Origin of the sequence: Marinifilum sp. RC60d5 (genome assembly GCF_052400665.1) — a bacterium.
Lineage (GTDB): Bacteria > Bacteroidota > Bacteroidia > Bacteroidales > Marinifilaceae > JBQTGK01.
This window is the reverse complement of sequence record NZ_JBQTGK010000003.1, coordinates 1-19,412: the sequence shown is the minus strand read 5'-3', so window position 1 is coordinate 19,412 and position 19,412 is coordinate 1. Positions and strand designations below refer to the sequence as shown.

Below are 19,412 nucleotides of genomic sequence, written 5' to 3'. Positions count from 1 at the left end.
GAATCAGACAGAAATGTCAATAAAAATGTAAACTAAATTGAAAAAAATTGAGTCGGAGATCTAAAATCATAAATTTAAGATCTAATATTCAAACTTTGAGATATTAAATTCTACTGATTTTTAATTTTTAAGAGTTAAATATTACGGCTAACAACAAAACGTTTAAATCAAAAAAGGCAAATCTCCGAAATGGAAATCTGCCTTTACAATATCATATAATCTGAATTTTACATTCTTTCAGGAACACCGATTCCCATCAAGCTCATACCCGATTTAATGATCTCACCAATTTGTTTTGAAAGCACCATACGGAATGCTCTTAAATCAGTATTTTCTTCTTTTGCAATTGGAAAATCGTGATAAAATTGATTGTATTCCTTTACAAGATCGTAAACAAAATTAGCAATTTGCGCAGGGCTAGTCTCATTACCTGCTTCTTTAATAATTACAGGATAATTTGCTACCATTTGAATCAGAATAGATTCTTTTTCTGAAATATCAAGATTTGCAACTGCCGCATCAGGCAATTCAATTCCCGAATCAATAGCCTTTTTCAATACCGATTGAATTCTGGCATAAGTATACTGAATAAATGGGCCTGTATTTCCGTTAAAATCGATAGATTCTTTCGGATTAAACATCATATTTTTCTTAGGATCGACTTTAAGTATAAAATATTTTAAAGCACCCATGGCAACCTTATTATAAACATCCTCAGCCTCTTCCTCCGAATAACCTTGTAGTTTTCCTAATTCTTTTGAAGTATCTCTGGCAGTATTTACCATTTCGTCCATTAAATCGTCGGCATCAACCACTGTTCCTTCTCTCGATTTCATTTTCCCTTCGGGCAATTCTACCATTCCATAGGAAAGGTGCTGAATTTTATCGTGCCACTCATAACCAAGCTTACCCATGATTAATGACAAGACCTGAAAATGATAATTTTGCTCGTTACCTACCACGTAAATATGTTCGTCGATATTGAATTCATCGAAACGCTCGTATGCAGTTCCAATATCCTGAGTCATATAAACTGAGGTTCCATCGTCGCGAAGCAATAATTTATGATCCAATCCGTCAGCTTCCAGATTTGCCCAAACAGAACCTGTATCTTTTTGGTACAATATTCCATCAGACAATCCTTTCTCTACAATTGCTTTTCCTTGTTTGTAGGTATTTGATTCGAAGTAAACCTTATCGAAATCTACACCCATTTTCTTGTATGTGATATCGAATCCGGCTAAAACCCAATCGTTCATCTTACGCCATAATGAAACAGTTTCTTCATCTCCTGCCTCCCATTTGCGCAACATATCTTGTGCTTCCAATAATAAAGGAGCTTGTTTTTTCGCTTCGTCGGCCTCCATACCTTTGGCTATTAAAGCTTCAATTTCTTTTTTATATTCCTGATCGAATTTTACGTAGTATTTTCCGACTAAGTGATCTCCTTTCATTCCTGTTGATTCAGGAGTTTCTCCCTCTCCAAATCTTAACCAAGCCAACATCGACTTACAAATATGGATTCCACGATCGTTTACCAAATTAACTTTAATTACTTCGAATCCGTTGGCTTTTAAAATTTGAGCTACTGAATAACCTAAGAGGTTGTTACGAATGTGTCCCAGGTGTAGCGGTTTATTTGTATTTGGAGAAGAGTACTCAATCATTACTTTTTTAGCTCCTTCTTTTAAGGGCGTAAATCCATAATTTTCTGTTTTAACCGCAGAATTTAAAACAGAAATCCAATATGAACTATCGATCACTAGGTTAAGAAAACCTTTTACAACATTAAATGCCGATACGGCCTCAATATTTTCTGTTAAAAATTGACCAAGATCATTAGCTGTTTCTTCTGGTGATTTTTTAGAAAAACGCAAAAATGGAAACACAACAACTGTTAAATCTCCTTCAAATTCTCGTCTTGTTTTCTGAATTTGAACTGTTTTCTCCTCAATATCCTGACCGTAACAGTTTTTTACGGCTTCAATAACTTTACCTTTAATTAAACTTTCGATGCTCATTTGGAAATTCTATATTTCGAATTCTACTTAAATTCTAATTTTAAGAGTATTTATGATTCTCATGAATTACTAGCTACTTACCATTAGGCTATGCTAAAATTTTATAAAAATTAAGTCTCCTAATCTGAATTTGCAAAGATAATAGGAATATAATGAATTGCTATCCATAAATTAAAAAAAGTCATTCACACTCAGCTTTATCCAATCTCTCAAAAATCAAGTCCTTTTATCCTTTCAATTAGTTGACATTAATTATCTTTGTAGATAAGTTTTTAAAAAACTGTATGTTAATAATATTTTAGGAGTAACTTATTTCAACTTTATTAAGTATTTAATCTTTAACGATACTAGTTTTTTTATTAAATCGAATTGAAACATTCAACTGGCCTCATTTAGAATGAAGAACTTTATAATAATTCTTGCCCTTACTTTTTTTTCTTGCAATTTGTTTGCAAACACAAGAACTGAAACAATTCCTAAAAATATAACTCCCGATAATTTAAGTCAACTTTATTCTCTTGCCGAATCATATTATTATAAAAATGATCCTAAAGCTATGCATATAGCTAATTTAGTTGCTGAAAAATCGCTTGCTTTTGAACAAATGGATCAATATGCATCGGTAACAGAACTTATGGGACGTATTTATTTATATCAGGGGAATATGTCAAAAGCTCAAAAATGCTTTGAAACATCTCTTAGCTATTGGGAAAATTTAAAAGATACCAGCCATATTAGTTTTCTTTACGGATATTTTGCGGAATTAAACTTTCTACGTTGCAATTACCCCAAAGCAGACAGTCTGTATCATAAAAGCCTTAATCTTAAAATAAAAATAAAGGATAGTTTAAATTATGCTTATAGTTATAATGCTTTGGGAAATATAAAATTCGAAACCTGTCATTACCCCGAAGCATTGTCGCTATATCGTAAAAGTCTCAATATCAACAAAAAGAACAATAATATCTCTGGTATTTGTTACACTTTAAATGCTTTAGGAAAAGCATATCTGGAAACAAACAATATTAATTTGGCAAAAACATATTTTGATGAGGCTCTTGAATTAGGAAAAAAACATAAACTACAAAAGAATATTGCTTATAGCTTAATTCAATTGGGATATGTTCAAAACAATTTAGGAAATAGAAACTCTGCCATTCACTCATTCAATAAGGCAATAGAGTTATGCAAAGAGCTCGATTCCAAGCACGGGAAAGCCTCTTCATATATGGGTATCGGCGAAGTTTTTCTTTCCATGGATCAAAACGACAAAGCAATTGAATATCAACACAAAGCACTTCGAATCTTTCAAAAAATAGGTTCAAAAAAAAATATTGCCAAATGCTACGAAAATATAGGCAGAATACTAAAATCTTTGAACGATTACAGTTTTGCCAAGGAAAATTACGATAAAGCAATAAAAATATATCAGGAAATAGGTTTTATAAAAGGTACTGCTGAAGTTTATCGCAGATCTGGAAATACGTATTTAAGTGAAAATCAAGATTCTCTAGCCTTAATTCAATATAAGAAGTCGCTAAAAATTCAAAAGTCGATTAAAAATTTAAAAGGCATAGCCGCTTGTTACACAAATATGGGATTAATTTATTTAAACAAAGGAAATTTACCACAATCCGAAGAACTGTTTAACAGGTCGGCAAATATTAACAAAAAGATTAAATATACTGGAGGCATAGGTTCTGTCTACAATAATTTGGCTGCTTTATATCTGGCCAAAGCTGATACTTCAAAAGCTATTTATTACTTAAATGCAAGTCTAGATCTTGCTACAAAAATTAACAGAAGAACTTTAATGGCCGAAAATAACAGAAACCTTTCTGATATTTATGCTAGTCTAAATAACTATAAAAAATCCTTAAACTATTATAAAAACTACGTTGATCTTTATAACCAACTTTATAATGCACAATCGGAAAACAGAATTGGCTGGATTCAAATGCAAAATGAAAAGGAAAAAAGAGAAAACCTGGTTCACATGCACGCTAAAGAACAATCTATTAAGGAAGAAAAACTAAAGAAAGAAAAACTTAACAACAACTTTTTAATTAGCATTATTGGCTTAATTATTATTTTTACTAGTATTCTTGTATATTTTTATCACAGTGTAAAAAAATCTAACAAAAGACTCAATCTCGAAATAGAAGAACGAAAAAAAGCAGAAGCCCTAATCGAAGATCACCAACACAACCTTGAGAGTTTAGTAAAAATTCGAACCTTAGAATTACTAAAGGCCAAAGATAAAGCAGAACAAGCTGATCGATTGAAGACATCTTTTCTTGCAAACATGTCGCACGAAATTAGAACTCCGATGAATGCTATTATCGGTTTCTCGAAATTAATGGCAATGACAAATTCAAAAGAAAAACATAAATACTATACCAATATTATTACTGATAATGGGCACATTTTACTTACTCTTGTGAATGATATTATTGATATTTCGATGCTGGAATCAAATCAGATTAAAATAAAAAAATCTAATTTTTCTCTTATTCCTATTTTTGAAGAACTAAAACAAATTTTCGACGAACAAAAAGTTAAAGCTGGAAAAAACAAAATTCAGATTAATCTCATTATCCCTAAGGGAGTTAAGAACATCTTTATGCATTCCGATTTAGTTAGATTAAAACAAATTTTAATCAACCTTTTGCGAAATGCATTAAAATTTACAGAATCGGGACAAATAGATTTTGGTTTTGAGCTTATCAATAAAAACATCAGGTTTTTTGTCAAAGATACAGGTATAGGAATTCCTAAAGAAGAACAAACAACAATTTACGATAGATTTAGACAGGCCAGTAACAATACAATTCAACACGGAGGAACCGGATTAGGACTCACCATTTCGAAAAATTTAGTAGAACTATTAGGTGGTAAAATATGGTTTAATTCAGAATCTGATAAGGGAAGTCAGTTTTTTATTGATTTTAATTTAGATGACCAAAATGTTCTAAAAATACCTCATAAGGAACAAGCTAAAGAAAAAATGGATTTATCAGGTAAAAATATATTAGTTGCCGAGGATGTAGAATCTAATTTTCTTTATATTAATGAAGTCCTAAAAAAAGTAAATGCAAATGTAACCTGGTCGCAAGATGGCATCGAAACTGTTGAAAAATTCCAAGGCAGTCATTATGATTTGGTTTTAATGGATATTCAGCTACCAAAAATCAATGGATATCAAGCAACTGTTCAAATAAAAAAACAAGACCCAAGCGTACCTATTGTTGCCCAATCGGCCTATACCTTTAAAGATGAAAATGTTAAAATACACGAAGCCGGCTGCGATGCATTTATTTCAAAACCCTATACCGAAGATGAATTATTATCAATAATATCTAAAAATATGAGCTAATTCTATTGGCTAAATTAAAAATTAGACTGATGGTATTGTCTAAATATCAGCACCATTTTTTACATCTCCCCAAAAGTAAAACTTCTAAATTATCTAATCCGACAACTCCCTTTAATAACACATGTAAATTTCTGAAATCTAAATTATTTTGAGAGATCACTTTTTAGGATTAACTTAAACAGAAAAAAGAACTATCACTCTTAAAATTAAACACTATGGATATCAATTTAAATGGAAAATGGAAAAACCAATACGATTCTATATTAGATTTAACGGTTGATGGAAATTACTTAAAAGGGATCTTTCAAACTGCTATTGGCCAACCTAATTTTAATGATAAATTTAAGGTTATTGGAAAAATCAATGATAATGCAATTGCATTTATAGTCGATTTTGAAAAATATCGATCTTTAGCTTGCTGGACAGGTAGATTAGAAAAAGATGAAAAGGGACCTGTATTGCATACAATGTGGCATTTATCGGAAAGCGAAGGAGGTGATGAAGAACAAAAAGCAAAAGCAATTCTTACGGGAGTTGGAACCTTTAGAAAACAATAAAAAAAACAGGAGTACGATTTTATTCATGCTCCTGTTTCTATTAATTTAAAATTGTATCCAATTTATCTATTTTACCTAAAAGATCGTGAGTTGAGCTCAACAAGTCATCATAAATAGACTTAAAATGTGTTTTAATTTCCTTTGGAGATTTATCTTTTAAGTTAAGATTAATACGGGATATATAATCATTTCTTGAGGCAATAGCATCATTCATTATCTTATAAATCTCTTTAGAATTATTTTCTCCAAAAAATTCCAAATAAATCATACTTCTCATTAATATCTCATCAGTAAGGAAATTCACGTCTTTTTTAAACTCTTTTTTACTTGCCATAAATTATATTTTATATTTTAATATTTTAATATTAGCTAATGTACAAATAAAGCTATGAATAATATACTTTCTGTTATAATTCATTCTTACTTCATTGTATATAACGTACAAAAACCCTTATTTTGTTTTTTAAATAATAAAAACTAATACATATATGATATGAGTGAATGCTATCGATACATCTATTTACAAAACGAAAATTTAAAGAGCTCAGAAAGCTTTAAAGATAGTTATATCCGCAATGGCATATCTCTTTATGAGGTTATTAGAATTATTTCGGGGAAAGCAGTTTTTCTTGAAGAACATTATGCTCGTTTATGCAACTCAGCAAAACAAATTAACGTAAATATATGGTACGATTTTCCTAAATTCAAAAACTGCATTCAAATTCTAACAGAAAAAAATGATGTACAGGAAGGTAACATAAAACTAGTTTTCAACATAAAAGAAAAACAAAAGAATTTCTTTGCTTATTTTATAAAACATTCATATCCAGATAATGAATTATATAAGAATGGAATTAGAACAATAATTCATCAGGCTGAAAGATCAACACCTACAGCAAAAATTTACAATCACGAACTTCGATCCAGAACAAATAATTTAATTCAGGAAGCAGAAATATTTGAGGTCATTCTATTAGATTCTCTTGGAAATATTACAGAGGGAAGCCGATCTAATTTATTTTTTGTTAAAGATAATACACTTTATACGGCTCCCGATGATAAAGTACTACACGGAATAGTGCGCGGAAAAGTAATTACGATTGCAGAAAAATTACACATCAACATTTGTAAAGAAGCAATCAAATTCTCAGAACTAGACAAATACGAATCAGCTTTTTTAACCGGAACCTCGCCGATGATACTTCCTATAAAGACCATTAATGCTATCAACTTTTCGGTTTCACATCCTATTTTAAATAGAATACTAAGCGAATATAAAACTATGATAAAAGAAAACCTTCTCTAACTAAACAACAGGAAAACCCAATTCTGTTTTTACACCACTCTCTTTTAATGAGTTAGTCGGAATTTTTTCAATTGAATAGTAATAATGTTTTCCGGATAAAGATACTTTATTAAGCAATTCTAATCTTTCTCTAGTTAATTGAAGAGAATTCCCAAAATCACTTTCACTAGTTACAGCAGTATTCTTATCAAAAGATCTGTATGGAATTCCATTATCAATAATGATACATTTTAAATACCCATTTTTTTCTTGCTTAAACCTCAAAATAAGCTTTCCTCCCCCTTCTAATCCACTTAATCCTTTTCGTATAGTATATTCCAAAAAAGGCTGAATAATCATAGGCGGTACTTTCACATTCATCGGTTTAATATTGGAGTCCATTTTTATCTCATAATCAAACTTGTCGGCAAAACGCATTTGTTCCATTTTCAAATACAATCTTAAATAAGATAACTCATCGTTTAAGTGGATGAAATTTTTATCCGCATTACTAATGTTTTTTCTTAAAATCATTGAAAAATCCGACAAATACTCAAGTGCTAAATCCACATCGTCATCTAACATATAACTTTGGATGGAATTTAAAGAATTAAAAATAAAATGAGGATCTAACTGATACTGAATTGCCTTTATTTTAAGACCTACTATTTTATTAATTTGTTTACTTCTATTTTTTTCTTCTTTCCTAATTTTGTTTTTGTAGATATTTAATATTCCTACAACTACAATAATAAACAATATTAGAACTAGTAATATAAAACCGGCTGTCCTATACCAAGGTATATCAATTACAAGATCAACACCAAATCTAGCAATACAACCTGTACTTAAACATTTCCCTTCAAACTCGAACCGATACTCTCCTCCTAGCAAATTGGTATAAACTGCTTCATTACTATTACGCCATTCACTCCACTCCTGCTTTTGCCCTAATAAACGATACCTAAACAGATTATTATATGGACTTTCGCAATATGAATATGCCATTTTAAATGTGATATCTTTCTCGTTATAACTAAGAAATATTGGTTCTTTATATGCTCCAGTCCATTTATCTGTTTTAGAATAATCTATTGGGTATCCATTACTAAGTACTTTCAGTAAGGTTACATCACAAGATTGCTCTGATTTATCGCACTTGGTATTAATTTTAATCAACTCCCGACTTGTATTGACCCAAATATTTCCATCTTTATCCACTAATGATTCTTTTCCGGGATATTTAATATTAGCATCGTTTAAACTCCAAAAGCGAAGGTCTTTTTCTTCTTTCTTATTTTCAGAATTACAAACAAAACGATGAATTCCTTCATTTGTTCCACACCACAACGATCCATCGCTTAAGTATTGAAATCCAAGAACCGACATTCCCCTTAAACCTTCTGGTTCTGATATTGTATCAAAAACAACCAAGCTATCATTTTTAAGCTTAAGCTTGTAAATAATTCCATTATTTCCAGCAACAATCATCAGCGAATCTGATAACATACTAAAATCATTTACAATATTATGAATCCCTGTATTCTGATTATTATAATAAAAAACCTTCCCTTTTTTATATCTAACAATACCTTTACTCCTAATGGATATCCACATCTCCCCATTATGTTCTAATATTTTAGTAATATCGGATTGCTTATATTTTAAATTTGTTTTGATATTTTTTTTACCCTTTTGCTTTGGATTATAAATACAAAAGCCATTTTGTGCAGAACAAAACAATTTTCCATCCTGAGTAAATGTAAAATTATTTACACTAGCACCCCCCTTATAATTCAATCGATTCGATTCTATATTAAGAGTATAAAAACCCTTATTCGTAGCAATCCATAATATACCATCAGAGTTAATCCTAATATCATTAATTTTTAATTGCACCTGACAATTTGTATTGTTATGCAAATAACAAAAGTTCTTTTCTGGAACCAGCTCTGTAATTTTATTATTTACCAACTTTAATATGTTATGCTCTGTAGCAATGACTAATTTTTCAGACGGCAAATATTCAATACCCACAATAGTTTGATTCGCTAATTTTAAATCCTTCATATCGAAGCTCGAAAAGCGATTTTTTTTAATGCACAACAAACCGTTATCTCTTGTGCCTAGCCATAGGCTACCCCCGTTTTTCTTTTGAAATAAGGACTTTATAAAAATATTTTTCAGTTTATACTTTGTAGAAATATCAATTGCCTTATTATTCGAATAAGATATTATTTTCCGGAATTCCTTTCCCTTTACAAAATTCCGTAACAAAAAATACTCTTTTTCGTCGATTTTAAGCTTTTGAATAATATCGTAACTCCTTTCAATATTATTTTCTTTCAATAGAACTCTTGATAATGAACCAATTGCAACTCGCTTATTTAATTGTTTTCCAAAATCAACTTGTATTGTTTTTTGACTCGTAATTATTTTATCAGACTCAATATCATAAATACAGCTTATAAATTTCTCTTTCGAATATATTATTAAACGGTTTTTATCTAAAATAATTTTTAAGACATTTATTGAGTCTTTAAGACATAAAGGCTTTACAATACCATTAAAAGTATTGGCATAAAAAACGCCATTTGAGGTGCCAAAAAATAATTTGTCTTTATAAATTATAAAAGAATGAATATCTTCTAAATAATCGGTAAATTTTTCTTGTATTATTCTCAGTTTATTTCCATCGTATATATATAAACCAACGCCTTTTACAGCAAACAATAAATTCCCATTAAGATCTTCTTTAATGCATTTAATTTGCTCCCCAACCAATTTCGACAAACTTGGTCTAAATTTAACTGTAGCTCCTGTAAATTCGCAAACTCCTGCATCGGTAGCCAACCACACCAAACCTCTAGAATCTTCGAAAATATCGTTAACACTATTACTTGGCAAACCATTATGCATGGAAAAATTAATCGTTGGACTATTAACTCCGAAGGTTAAAATGTTAGAAATAAGTAAGAAGAAAAGAAATATAAATGATTTTATTGACAAATTCATAATGCAATAATAGGCAATATTTACAAAAAAATAAGCTGTCAAATGTGTCAAGTTAAACGACTTTACAAACTTAAGTCCATCATATTAAATAAGTTCATAAGAAAAGACTTGTCAATACCCACCTCTAACATAAAATTTGTAAACAATTTTAATAAATTCCCGTAGAAATATCTATCAGCTTTTCATGCTAAAAAAGAGATCAAAAGATGAAATATTAAATCCTTTAAGATACTTTTGTAAAATTAATGTAAAAGAGAAATTATAATGAAATTTACTTTCGATAAATCTAATCTTGAAAAAGCATCACAATTGTATGCAGACAATCAAAACTTCTCGTACACAGTTTTACCCAGACTAAAAGTTCTTTATGCTTTAAAAAAAGAATTTAAAAGCATTTCGGATATTGAATGGTTTTTTGAATACGATCATGTTAATATTAACAGGAATAGAGTATTTATTAAGTATAGTAATACAACAAGTGAAGATTTTACTTTCTTCTACGAAATACCTCTTAGCCAAAAATTTGAACTGAGAGTATTTTTTGCGAAATCATCGATCCATTTTATCGACATCTACAATTACCTAATAAACAACAATATTTTAGAAAAAAACCAATATCCTTTAAAAGCAGAATATCATACAATTCCTCATTTAGTGATAAATAAAAACACAAAAAAATATAATGTTGGAATTTTAAATCAATACACTAACTCAACCGATATTAATCAAGAGAAGATTGATAACGATATCAAAAATGAAATTGCCCTAGGATTTAAAATTTTCAATCCTATTTTTAGTCAGATCCTAAATCAATTTAAGATTTAATTTTTCCTGTTGTATTATGAATTCGATCCTAAATCTGCTCAATAAAAATAAACTAAGCATTAGTAAATCCTATTTTTTACTTTTTCTAATATTGACGATTGCTTTTTTATTAAGTTTTAGTAGTATTTGGATGTACAGTAATGTTTCTGAATTTAACGAACAAACTAAAAATTTACGAAGCGAATATATCGAAGAACAAAAAAGTGTTTTAATTCGAAAAGCTAACGAATGCACCGATTTTATTCAATATCAGAATAATCAGACTGAATCAAGGCTAAAAAACAGACTAAAGAATTTTGTTGATCAGTCTCATGCCATTGCCACACATATTTACTTACAAAACAAAGGTTTATTACCTGACAAGGAAATTAAAAAAAGAATAAAAGAAGCCACTAGTCCTCTACGATTTGCCAACAAACACGGATATATTTTTATTAACACATTAAATGGAGTAGGCGTATCCTATCCTTTTTCGAAGCACAACGAAGGTAAAAATTTACTTCATTTTCATGATCTTAACAACAACTATATTATAAAAAATGAAGTTAAGTTAATGAAGCATCAGAACGAAGCTTTTACGAAATACAAAAACAATGGTAAACTAAAAAACAAATATAACGCATATACAAAAGTATCATACATTAAGAAGTTTGCTCCTTATAACTGGTATATGGGTAGTTTTGCTTTTCTGGACGATTTACGCGATGAAATTCAAAAAGAAAGTTTAACACGAATTAGCCAAATTACATTAGATAATAATAATTACTTTTTTGTATATAAAAAAGATGGAACCTGCCTTTTACATCAAGACACAAATAGTATTGGTAAAAATTATCGGGAATACAAACACTTAGCCAGACGAAATAATGTTAAAAAACTGCTAAAGGCTGCTGAATCGATTCAAACTGGCTTTATTGAATATGAAGATCCATTTTCAAATAAAGGAAATAAAATTTCTTATTTACAAGTCGTTCCAAAATGGGATTGGGTTATTGGTGCGGGTCTTTATACTAACGAAATAGATAAAGACATAGCAATTTCAAAATCACAGCTTCAGCAAAAAGTAAGAAAAAATGCTATTCAAATTATAATCCTTATAATTATTGCAATTGTAATTATCTATATTACTTCAAAAATAATTTCCGTTAAAATGAAACGGAATTTTATATCCTTCAATAACTTTTTTAAAAAAGCTTCTACTCAATCATTTAAAATTAACATTAAAGATCTAAATTTTTCTGAATTCCGGGACTTGGCAGTTACAATTAACAAAATGATTGACATTAGGACACAAAAGGAAAAAGAATTGCTTATTGCCAGAGAGAAAGCTGAAGAATCGGATCGATTAAAATCATCTTTTCTTGCGAATATGTCGCACGAAATAAGAACTCCAATGAATGCAATAATTGGCTTCTCTGAATTACTAAAAGAAGATGATTTACCCTTGGAAACAAGACAACAATTCTTTTCCCACATTCGCAACAGTGGAAATTCTCTTCTTAATTTAATAAATGATATTATTGATTTTTCGAAGATAGAATCAGGAAAACTAAAAATTTCGCTCACTTCTTACAATTTAAACCAATTGTTTGATGAGTTGTATTATACCTTCGAAAAAATTAAAGCTCAAAAAGAAAAAGACAATATTGAGTTAAAGTTTACAAAAGGACTCGATGATGATAAATCTGTAATTTTTACTGATCCATTAAGGTTAAAACAGATTATCACAAATTTAATTGAAAATGCATTAAAATTTACCGAGAAAGGAAGTATTAATATATCGTACCAACTTTGTGAATCGAATTTAATATTTACAGTTAAAGATACTGGTATTGGCATTAGCGAAGAACAACAAAAAATTATATTTAACAGATTTAGACAAGCCGATGACTCTCATGCTCGTAGATATGGAGGAACCGGTCTTGGCCTTTCCATATCTAAAAAGCTGGCAAAGCTTCTCAAAGGCGATATGTGGGTAGAGTCTAAAGTAAATATAGGAAGTAGCTTTTTTGTGAGCATACCATATTCTACCAACAAAAAAAGTGACATTCAAATTATCAAACCCAAACAAAGCAGAAATAACATTCAAAATCTTTATGGAAAAAAGGTTTTAATTGTTGATGATTATACTGTAAATCTAACTCTTATTAAACAAATGCTACAATCTACAGGTATAGAATTAGCTCTTGCAAACAATGGAAAAAGTGCCGTAGAACAATGCTCTAAAAATAATTTCGATCTTGTATTACTAGATTTACAAATGCCTGAACTTAACGGATACGACACCTTAAAACTAATAAAAAAGGATCAGCCAAAAATTAAGATTATTGCACAAACAGCTTATGCTTTAGCCAACGAAAAGGAACAAATTTTGAATTCCGGATTTGATGGGTACATTGCAAAACCGATAATTAAGCAGAAACTACTCCAACTAATTAATAAAATGATTTAAAAATGAGGACATTTAATACGTCCTATTTTTCGACGCTTACGAAGTGATTTTTCCATACATCCGGAACGATTTTTTCTTGTATTCTTAAATCGCATTAGAAATGATATTTCATGAGCTCCGGTATTGGTATGTATTAGCTTAGAAACCGTTTTATCGTAACTATATGCAACTTGCCACCAGTCTCTCATTATTCCAAGTTGTAATATAATAGCATCGTATTCCAACTCTAAATTATCGCGATACCACATTCCATAAATTAAGGATCCTCTAGAAAGATAAAGACCATAATTCAGCTGCTTGTTTGTTCCTTGTTGCTGATACAAAAAGTTAGGGGCCAAACTAAAATCAGATTGATGCAAACCATTTCTAAAAACAGGTACGTTTACTCCACAATGAAAAGTATATTTTCGAGGTAATTTTGAATAATCACTTTCCTCTTTATAAGCTTCATCTGGCTCGGCAAGATGATGAGCAGCAAAACCAATAAACCAGTTTTTGTAGGATGCTATTAAACCTGTTGAAAAATCGAAATAATTCCTATTTAAATGATCAACTGCACTTTCTCCTGTAAACGGACTTATCAATCCATTAATATAAAATTCATCGGTTTGATCGGGAAAAGTAAAATTAGAATCATTCAATTTTCGTTGTATATATGACAATTGAAATCCCGCTTTTACGGATAGACTACGACTTACCCTAAGAGTATAAGAATACATACCACTTACAGTTGTTGTACTTATGGTGCCATCGCCCTGTTCATCTTGCATAACCTGCAAAGCTACACCTCCTCCTAATGAATTTACATATTGATCGTAAGCTACACTATAAGTTACATAAGCAGAACTTATTTCGGGCCATTGATTTCTGTAGTTCATAGATATTCTTGCATCAAAATCGGAACCTGCAAAAGCCGGATTTAAGTATACTTTATTTGCATAGAACTGAGAGAATTCAACGTCTTGCGCATACAAAAACGTCGAATTCATCAACAGTAAAATAAAACTTGCTATTTTCAGTCCTTTTCTAATCATTATCTAAACAATGTAACTGTTCCGTGAGCTCTTTCTTTTCCTTCGTAAAAAATAATATAAACGTATACTCCTATTTCGGCATCACTACCTCTGTAAGTTCCGTTCCAGCCTTCATATTTCAACTCATTATTGGCAACCATATCCTTTTTCAATTCAAACACCTGCTCACCCCAACGAGTATAAATATACATTTCAAAATCACTAACAATTCCTTTAAAAACAGGATAAAAAATCTCATTAGGACCTTTTCCGTTAGGCGTAAACACATTAGGAACAACCATTTTGGCTTGCAATAATTTCACTGCTATTGATGCCCGAGCATCACAACCATATTCATTTTCAACCTGCACAGAATAATCTCCTTCATTATCAACCTCAATACTTCGCCAATCCGAGCCTGTACTCCAATAATAAGATGAATATCCTGATCCTGCATCCAAAGTAAGAGTTTGTCCCTTATACATGCTTAATGTATCAGCGGCTATCTGCACTTCCGGAGAAGGATAAACTTCAACACTAATGGTATCTGTTCCCATTATTCCATACATATCCCAAACTTGTACGGTATATTGACCTGTTTTGTTCACTGTAATTGTTCTTGATACTGCTCCGGTGCTCCATAAGTATCTTTCCCAGTTACCTGCATCGAGCATTAAAGAAGTTCCCTCGCAAATTCCAGCTCTATTTCCTAAATTAATAGTCGGCACAGGATTCACAGCAACCTTTACTTTTCCGTTTCCTCTACATCCATGCATATCAACAACACGTACTGCATACTCTCCATCTTTTTCTACCTTCAAAAATTGAGAATCCTCTTGATTGTTCCATTCATATTCTACATATCCACTTCCGGCATCTAACAAAATCGAACTTCCCTCTGCAATTACAGTATCTCTACCTAAATAAACATCTGGATTTTCATGAACAAAAACACTTATATCATCCTGTCCTGTACATCCAAAATCATCTGTCACATTCAAAATAAAAGTACCTTCTTCGTACACATATATTGATCTTGTAACTCCTCCTGGATTCCATTCTGTATAATATCCCTCTGGAGCTTCTATTATTAATTCTTCTCCTTCACAGATATATAAATCAGGACCTAAATCAACAATTGGTAAATCATGAACAAATACTTCTACAGAATCATAACCTATGCAACCGTGAATATCACGAACCTCAACCTGATATATACCTCCTGCACTTACCTCTCTGGTTTGAGTGGTAATTCCATCGTTCCATATAAATGTTTCACCATCACCAATATCTAATTTTACTGATTCTCCATAACACATATCCACTTTATCTGGCAAAGGAGTATTTGGCAGACTAATAATTTCTACATCCACACTATCAGATGCAAAACAATCATCAGCATTAAAAATTTCTAATGTGTATCTTCCCGATTCTCCTGTTGTAAGAGAATAGTCAGTTTCTCCATCAATTCGTATCCCATCTTTTTTCCACAAATAAGTATAATTAGCTTGATTTGGTCCCTCAATATAAGTTGAGTCTCCATAACAAACCAAACTAGATGAGTACATCAGTTCAAAATTAAAATCTGGTAATAAATTTACATGGATACTATCTTCAGCTATACACCCATTGATATCCGTTGCAACTAATGAATACATTCCTGTAGCATTCACATTAATGCTTTCCGTACTTTCTCCTGTACTCCATAAGTAAGATACAAAAGATCCTGATGCCCTTATCTCTGAGCTAGTCGCTCCACATTCTTTAATATCAGCTCCTAAATCTACTATTGGATTCGTGTGAACGGTTACATTTACATCATCAGTAGCGGAACAACCATTGGCGTCAGTCACGACTACTGAATAATTACCGGAAGTTGAAACTGTAATTGTCTGTGTGGTTTCTCCTGTCGACCATAAATATGTTGAACCTGCATTGCCTGCATTCAATGTAATGGTAGTACCTGCACAAGTTTCCTGATCAGCTCCTAAATCCACAACTGGATTCGGGTGAACTGTGACATTTACATCATCAGTAGCGGAACAACCATTGGCGTCAGTAATTGTTACACTATTATTTCCGCTTGCAGAGACTGTAATTGTCTGTGTTGTTTCTCCTGTCGACCATAAATATGTTGAACCTGCATTGCCTGCATTCAATGTAATGGTACTGCCTGCACAAGTTTCCTGATCGGTTCCTAAATCTACTGTTGGATTTGGGTGAACGGTTACATTTACATCATCGCTTGCTGAACAACCATTGGTATCAGTCACGACTACTGAATAATTACCGGAAGTTGAAACTGTAATTGTCTGGCTTGTTTCTCCTGTCGACCACAAGTAGCTTGAACCTGCATTGCCTGCATCTAAAGTAATGGTAGTACCTGCACAAGTTTCCTGATCGGCTCCTAAATCTACTATTGGATTCGGGTGAACTGTTACATTTACATCATCGCTTGCTGAACAGCCGTTGGTGTCGGTTACTACAACTGAATAGTTAGCACTTACATTTACTGTAATTGTCTGTGTTGTTTCTCCTGTCGACCACAAGTAATTTGAACCTGCATTGCCTGCGTCTAAAGTAATGGTAGTACCTGCACATGTTTCCTGATCAGCTCCTAAATCTACTGTTGGGTTCGGATGTACTGTCACATTTACATCATCGCTCGCACTACAACCATTGGCGTCAGTAATTGTTACGCTATAATTTCCGCTTGCAGAAACTGTTGCTGTTTGTGTGGTTTCTCCTGTCGACCACAAGTAGTTTGAACCTGCATTTCCGGCATCCAAAGTAATAGTAGTACCTGCACATGTTTCCTGATCTACTCCTAAATCTACTATTGGATTTGAATGAACTGTTACATTTACATCATCAGTAGCACTACAACCATTGACGTCAGTAATTGTTACACTATAATTCCCGCTAGTTGAGACTGTAATTGTCTGTGTGGTTTCTCCTGTCGACCACAAGTAGTTTGAACCTGCATTGCCTGCATCCAATGTAATAGTAGTACCTGCACATGTTTCCTGATCTACTCCTAAATCTACTATTGGATTTGAATGAACTGTTACATTTACATCATCGCTTGCTGAACAACCGTTGGTGTCGGTTACTACAACTGAATAGTTAGCACTTACATTTACTGTAATTGTCTGGCTTGTTTCTCCTGTCGACCACAAGTAGCTTGAACCTGCATTGCCTGCATCCAATGTAATGGTAGTACCTGCACAAGTTTCCTGATCGGCTCCTAAATCTACTATTGGATTCGGATGAACTGTTACATTTACATCGTCTGTAGCGGAACAACCATTGATGTCAGTTACGACTACTGAATAATTTCCAGATTCAAAAACTTCAAGAATAGGTGTAGATTCTTCAATATTCCACACATAGCTTGCTCCTGCATTGCCTGCATTCAATGTAATGGTAGTACCTGCACAAGTTTCCTGATCGGCTCCTAAATCTACTGTTGGATTCGGATGTACTGTCACATTTACATCACCAGTAGCGGAACAGCCATTGGCATCAGTAATTGTTACATTATAATTCCCGCTAGTTGAAACTGTAATTGTCTGGCTTGTTTCTCCTGTCGACCACAAGTAATTTGAACCTGCATTGCCTGCATCCAAAGTAATACTTCCACCTGCACAAATTTCCTGATCGGCTCCTAAATCTACTACTGGATTCGGGTGAACGGTTACATTTACATCATCAGTAGCACTGCAACCATTGGCGTCAGTAATTGTTACGCTATAATTCCCGCTTGCAGAGACTGTAATTGTCTGTGTTGTTTCTCCTGTCGACCATAAATATGTTGAACCTGCATTGCCTGCATCCAATGTAATGGTAGTACCTGCACAAGATTCTAGATCGGCTCCTAAATCTACTGTTGGATTTGGGTGAACGGTTACATTTACATCATCAGTAGCGGAACAACCATTGGTATCAGTCACAACTACTGAATAATTACCACTTGTAGTAACTGTAATAGTTTGTGTTGATTCACCGGTATTCCACAAATAGCTTGCTCCTGCATTGCCTGCATCCAATGTAATGGTACTGCCTGCACAAGTTTCCTGATCAGCTCCTAAATCTACAACTGGATTCGGGTGAACTGTTACATTTACATCATCAGTAGCGGAACAACCATTGGTATCAGTCACAACTACTGAATAATTACCACTTGTAGTAACTGTAATAGTTTGTGTTGATTCACCGGTATTCCACAAATAGCTTGCTCCTGCATTGCCTGCATCCAATGTAATGGTACTGCCTGCACAAGTTTCCTGATCAGCTCCTAAATCTACAACTGGATTCGGGTGAACTGTTACATTTACATCATCGCTTGCTGAACAACCATTGGTATCAGTCACGACTACTGAATAGTTAGCACTTACATTTACTGTAATTGTCTGGCTTGTTTCTCCTGTCGACCACAAGTAGCTTGAACCTGCATTGCCTGCATCCAATGTAATGGTACTGCCTGCACAAGTTTCCTGATCAGCTCCTAAATCTACTATTGGGGTCGGATGTACTGTCACATTTACATCATCAGTAGCTGAACAACCGTTGGTGTCGGTTACGACTACTGAATAGTTAGCACTTACATTTACTGTAATTGTCTGGCTTGTTTCACCTGTCAACCACAAGTAGCTTGAACCTGCATTGCCTGCATCCAATGTAATGGTACTGCCTGCACAAGTTTCCTGATCAGCTCCTAAATCTACTATTGGGGTCGGATGTACTGTCACATTTACATCATCAGTAGCTGAACAACCGTTGGTGTCGGTTACGACTACTGAATAGTTAGCACTTACATTTACTGTAATTGTCTGGCTTGTTTCTCCTGTCGACCATAAATATGTTGA

Annotated in this window: 10 protein-coding genes; 5 read left to right on the top strand and 5 right to left on the bottom strand. The window is 32.4% G+C overall.

Annotated features, from left to right (window positions below; genetic code table 11):
* Positions 1 to 227 precede the first annotated feature (227 nt).
* Positions 228 to 2,021, bottom strand: coding sequence for an arginine--tRNA ligase (argS, locus tag ACT3CE_RS07695; protein ID WP_444709187.1), 1,794 nt, complete (start codon positions 2,019 to 2,021; stop codon positions 228 to 230).
* A 397-nt stretch (positions 2,022 to 2,418) separates the two neighbouring features.
* Between argS and ACT3CE_RS07690 the strand changes: the two genes are divergently transcribed.
* Together ACT3CE_RS07690 and ACT3CE_RS07685 are read left to right on the top strand one after the other, a co-directional pair.
* A complete protein-coding gene (locus tag ACT3CE_RS07690) occupies positions 2,419 to 5,397 on the top strand; it encodes a tetratricopeptide repeat protein (protein ID WP_444709186.1) in 2,979 nt (992 codons plus the stop codon).
* A 215-nt stretch (positions 5,398 to 5,612) separates the two neighbouring features.
* Positions 5,613 to 5,954, top strand: a complete 342-nt coding sequence (locus tag ACT3CE_RS07685; RefSeq protein ID WP_444709185.1) for an avidin/streptavidin family protein — start codon at positions 5,613 to 5,615, stop codon at positions 5,952 to 5,954.
* A 40-nt stretch (positions 5,955 to 5,994) separates the two neighbouring features.
* Here the strand turns inward: ACT3CE_RS07685 and ACT3CE_RS07680 are convergent, their stop codons facing one another.
* Positions 5,995 to 6,288, bottom strand: coding sequence for a hypothetical protein (locus ACT3CE_RS07680; protein WP_444709184.1), 294 nt, complete (start codon positions 6,286 to 6,288; stop codon positions 5,995 to 5,997).
* Positions 6,289 to 6,447: 159 nt separating this feature from the next.
* Between ACT3CE_RS07680 and ACT3CE_RS07675 the strand changes: the two genes are divergently transcribed.
* A complete protein-coding gene (locus ACT3CE_RS07675) occupies positions 6,448 to 7,260 on the top strand; it encodes an aminotransferase class IV (protein WP_444709183.1) in 813 nt (270 codons plus the stop codon).
* Here the strand turns inward: ACT3CE_RS07675 and ACT3CE_RS07670 are convergent, their stop codons facing one another.
* Entirely contained in the window at positions 7,261 to 10,254 is a 2,994-nt protein-coding gene (locus ACT3CE_RS07670; protein WP_444709182.1) for a histidine kinase, read from the bottom strand. It lies immediately after the preceding gene.
* A gap of 264 nt (positions 10,255 to 10,518) precedes the next feature.
* Here ACT3CE_RS07670 and ACT3CE_RS07665 point away from each other — a divergent pair, with 264 nt between their 5' ends.
* Positions 10,519 to 11,079 (top strand): hypothetical protein, encoded by a 561-nt coding sequence (locus ACT3CE_RS07665; RefSeq protein ID WP_444709181.1) that lies wholly within the window; start codon positions 10,519 to 10,521, stop codon positions 11,077 to 11,079.
* 130 nt (positions 11,080 to 11,209) lie between these two features.
* The gene (locus ACT3CE_RS07660) at positions 11,210 to 13,531 is read left to right on the top strand and encodes a cache domain-containing protein (RefSeq protein WP_444709180.1); all 2,322 of its coding nucleotides are present in this window, start codon (positions 11,210 to 11,212) and stop codon (positions 13,529 to 13,531) included.
* Here the strand turns inward: ACT3CE_RS07660 and ACT3CE_RS07655 are convergent.
* Together ACT3CE_RS07655 and ACT3CE_RS07650 are read right to left on the bottom strand one after the other, a co-directional pair.
* A complete protein-coding gene (locus ACT3CE_RS07655) occupies positions 13,528 to 14,565 on the bottom strand; it encodes a PorP/SprF family type IX secretion system membrane protein (RefSeq protein WP_444709179.1) in 1,038 nt (345 codons plus the stop codon). The genes ACT3CE_RS07660 and ACT3CE_RS07655 overlap by 4 nt on opposite strands.
* On the bottom strand, positions 14,565 to 19,412 hold a 4,848-nt coding region (locus ACT3CE_RS07650; RefSeq protein WP_444709178.1), incomplete at its 5' end, for a T9SS type B sorting domain-containing protein. The genes ACT3CE_RS07650 and ACT3CE_RS07655, both read right to left, overlap by 1 nt.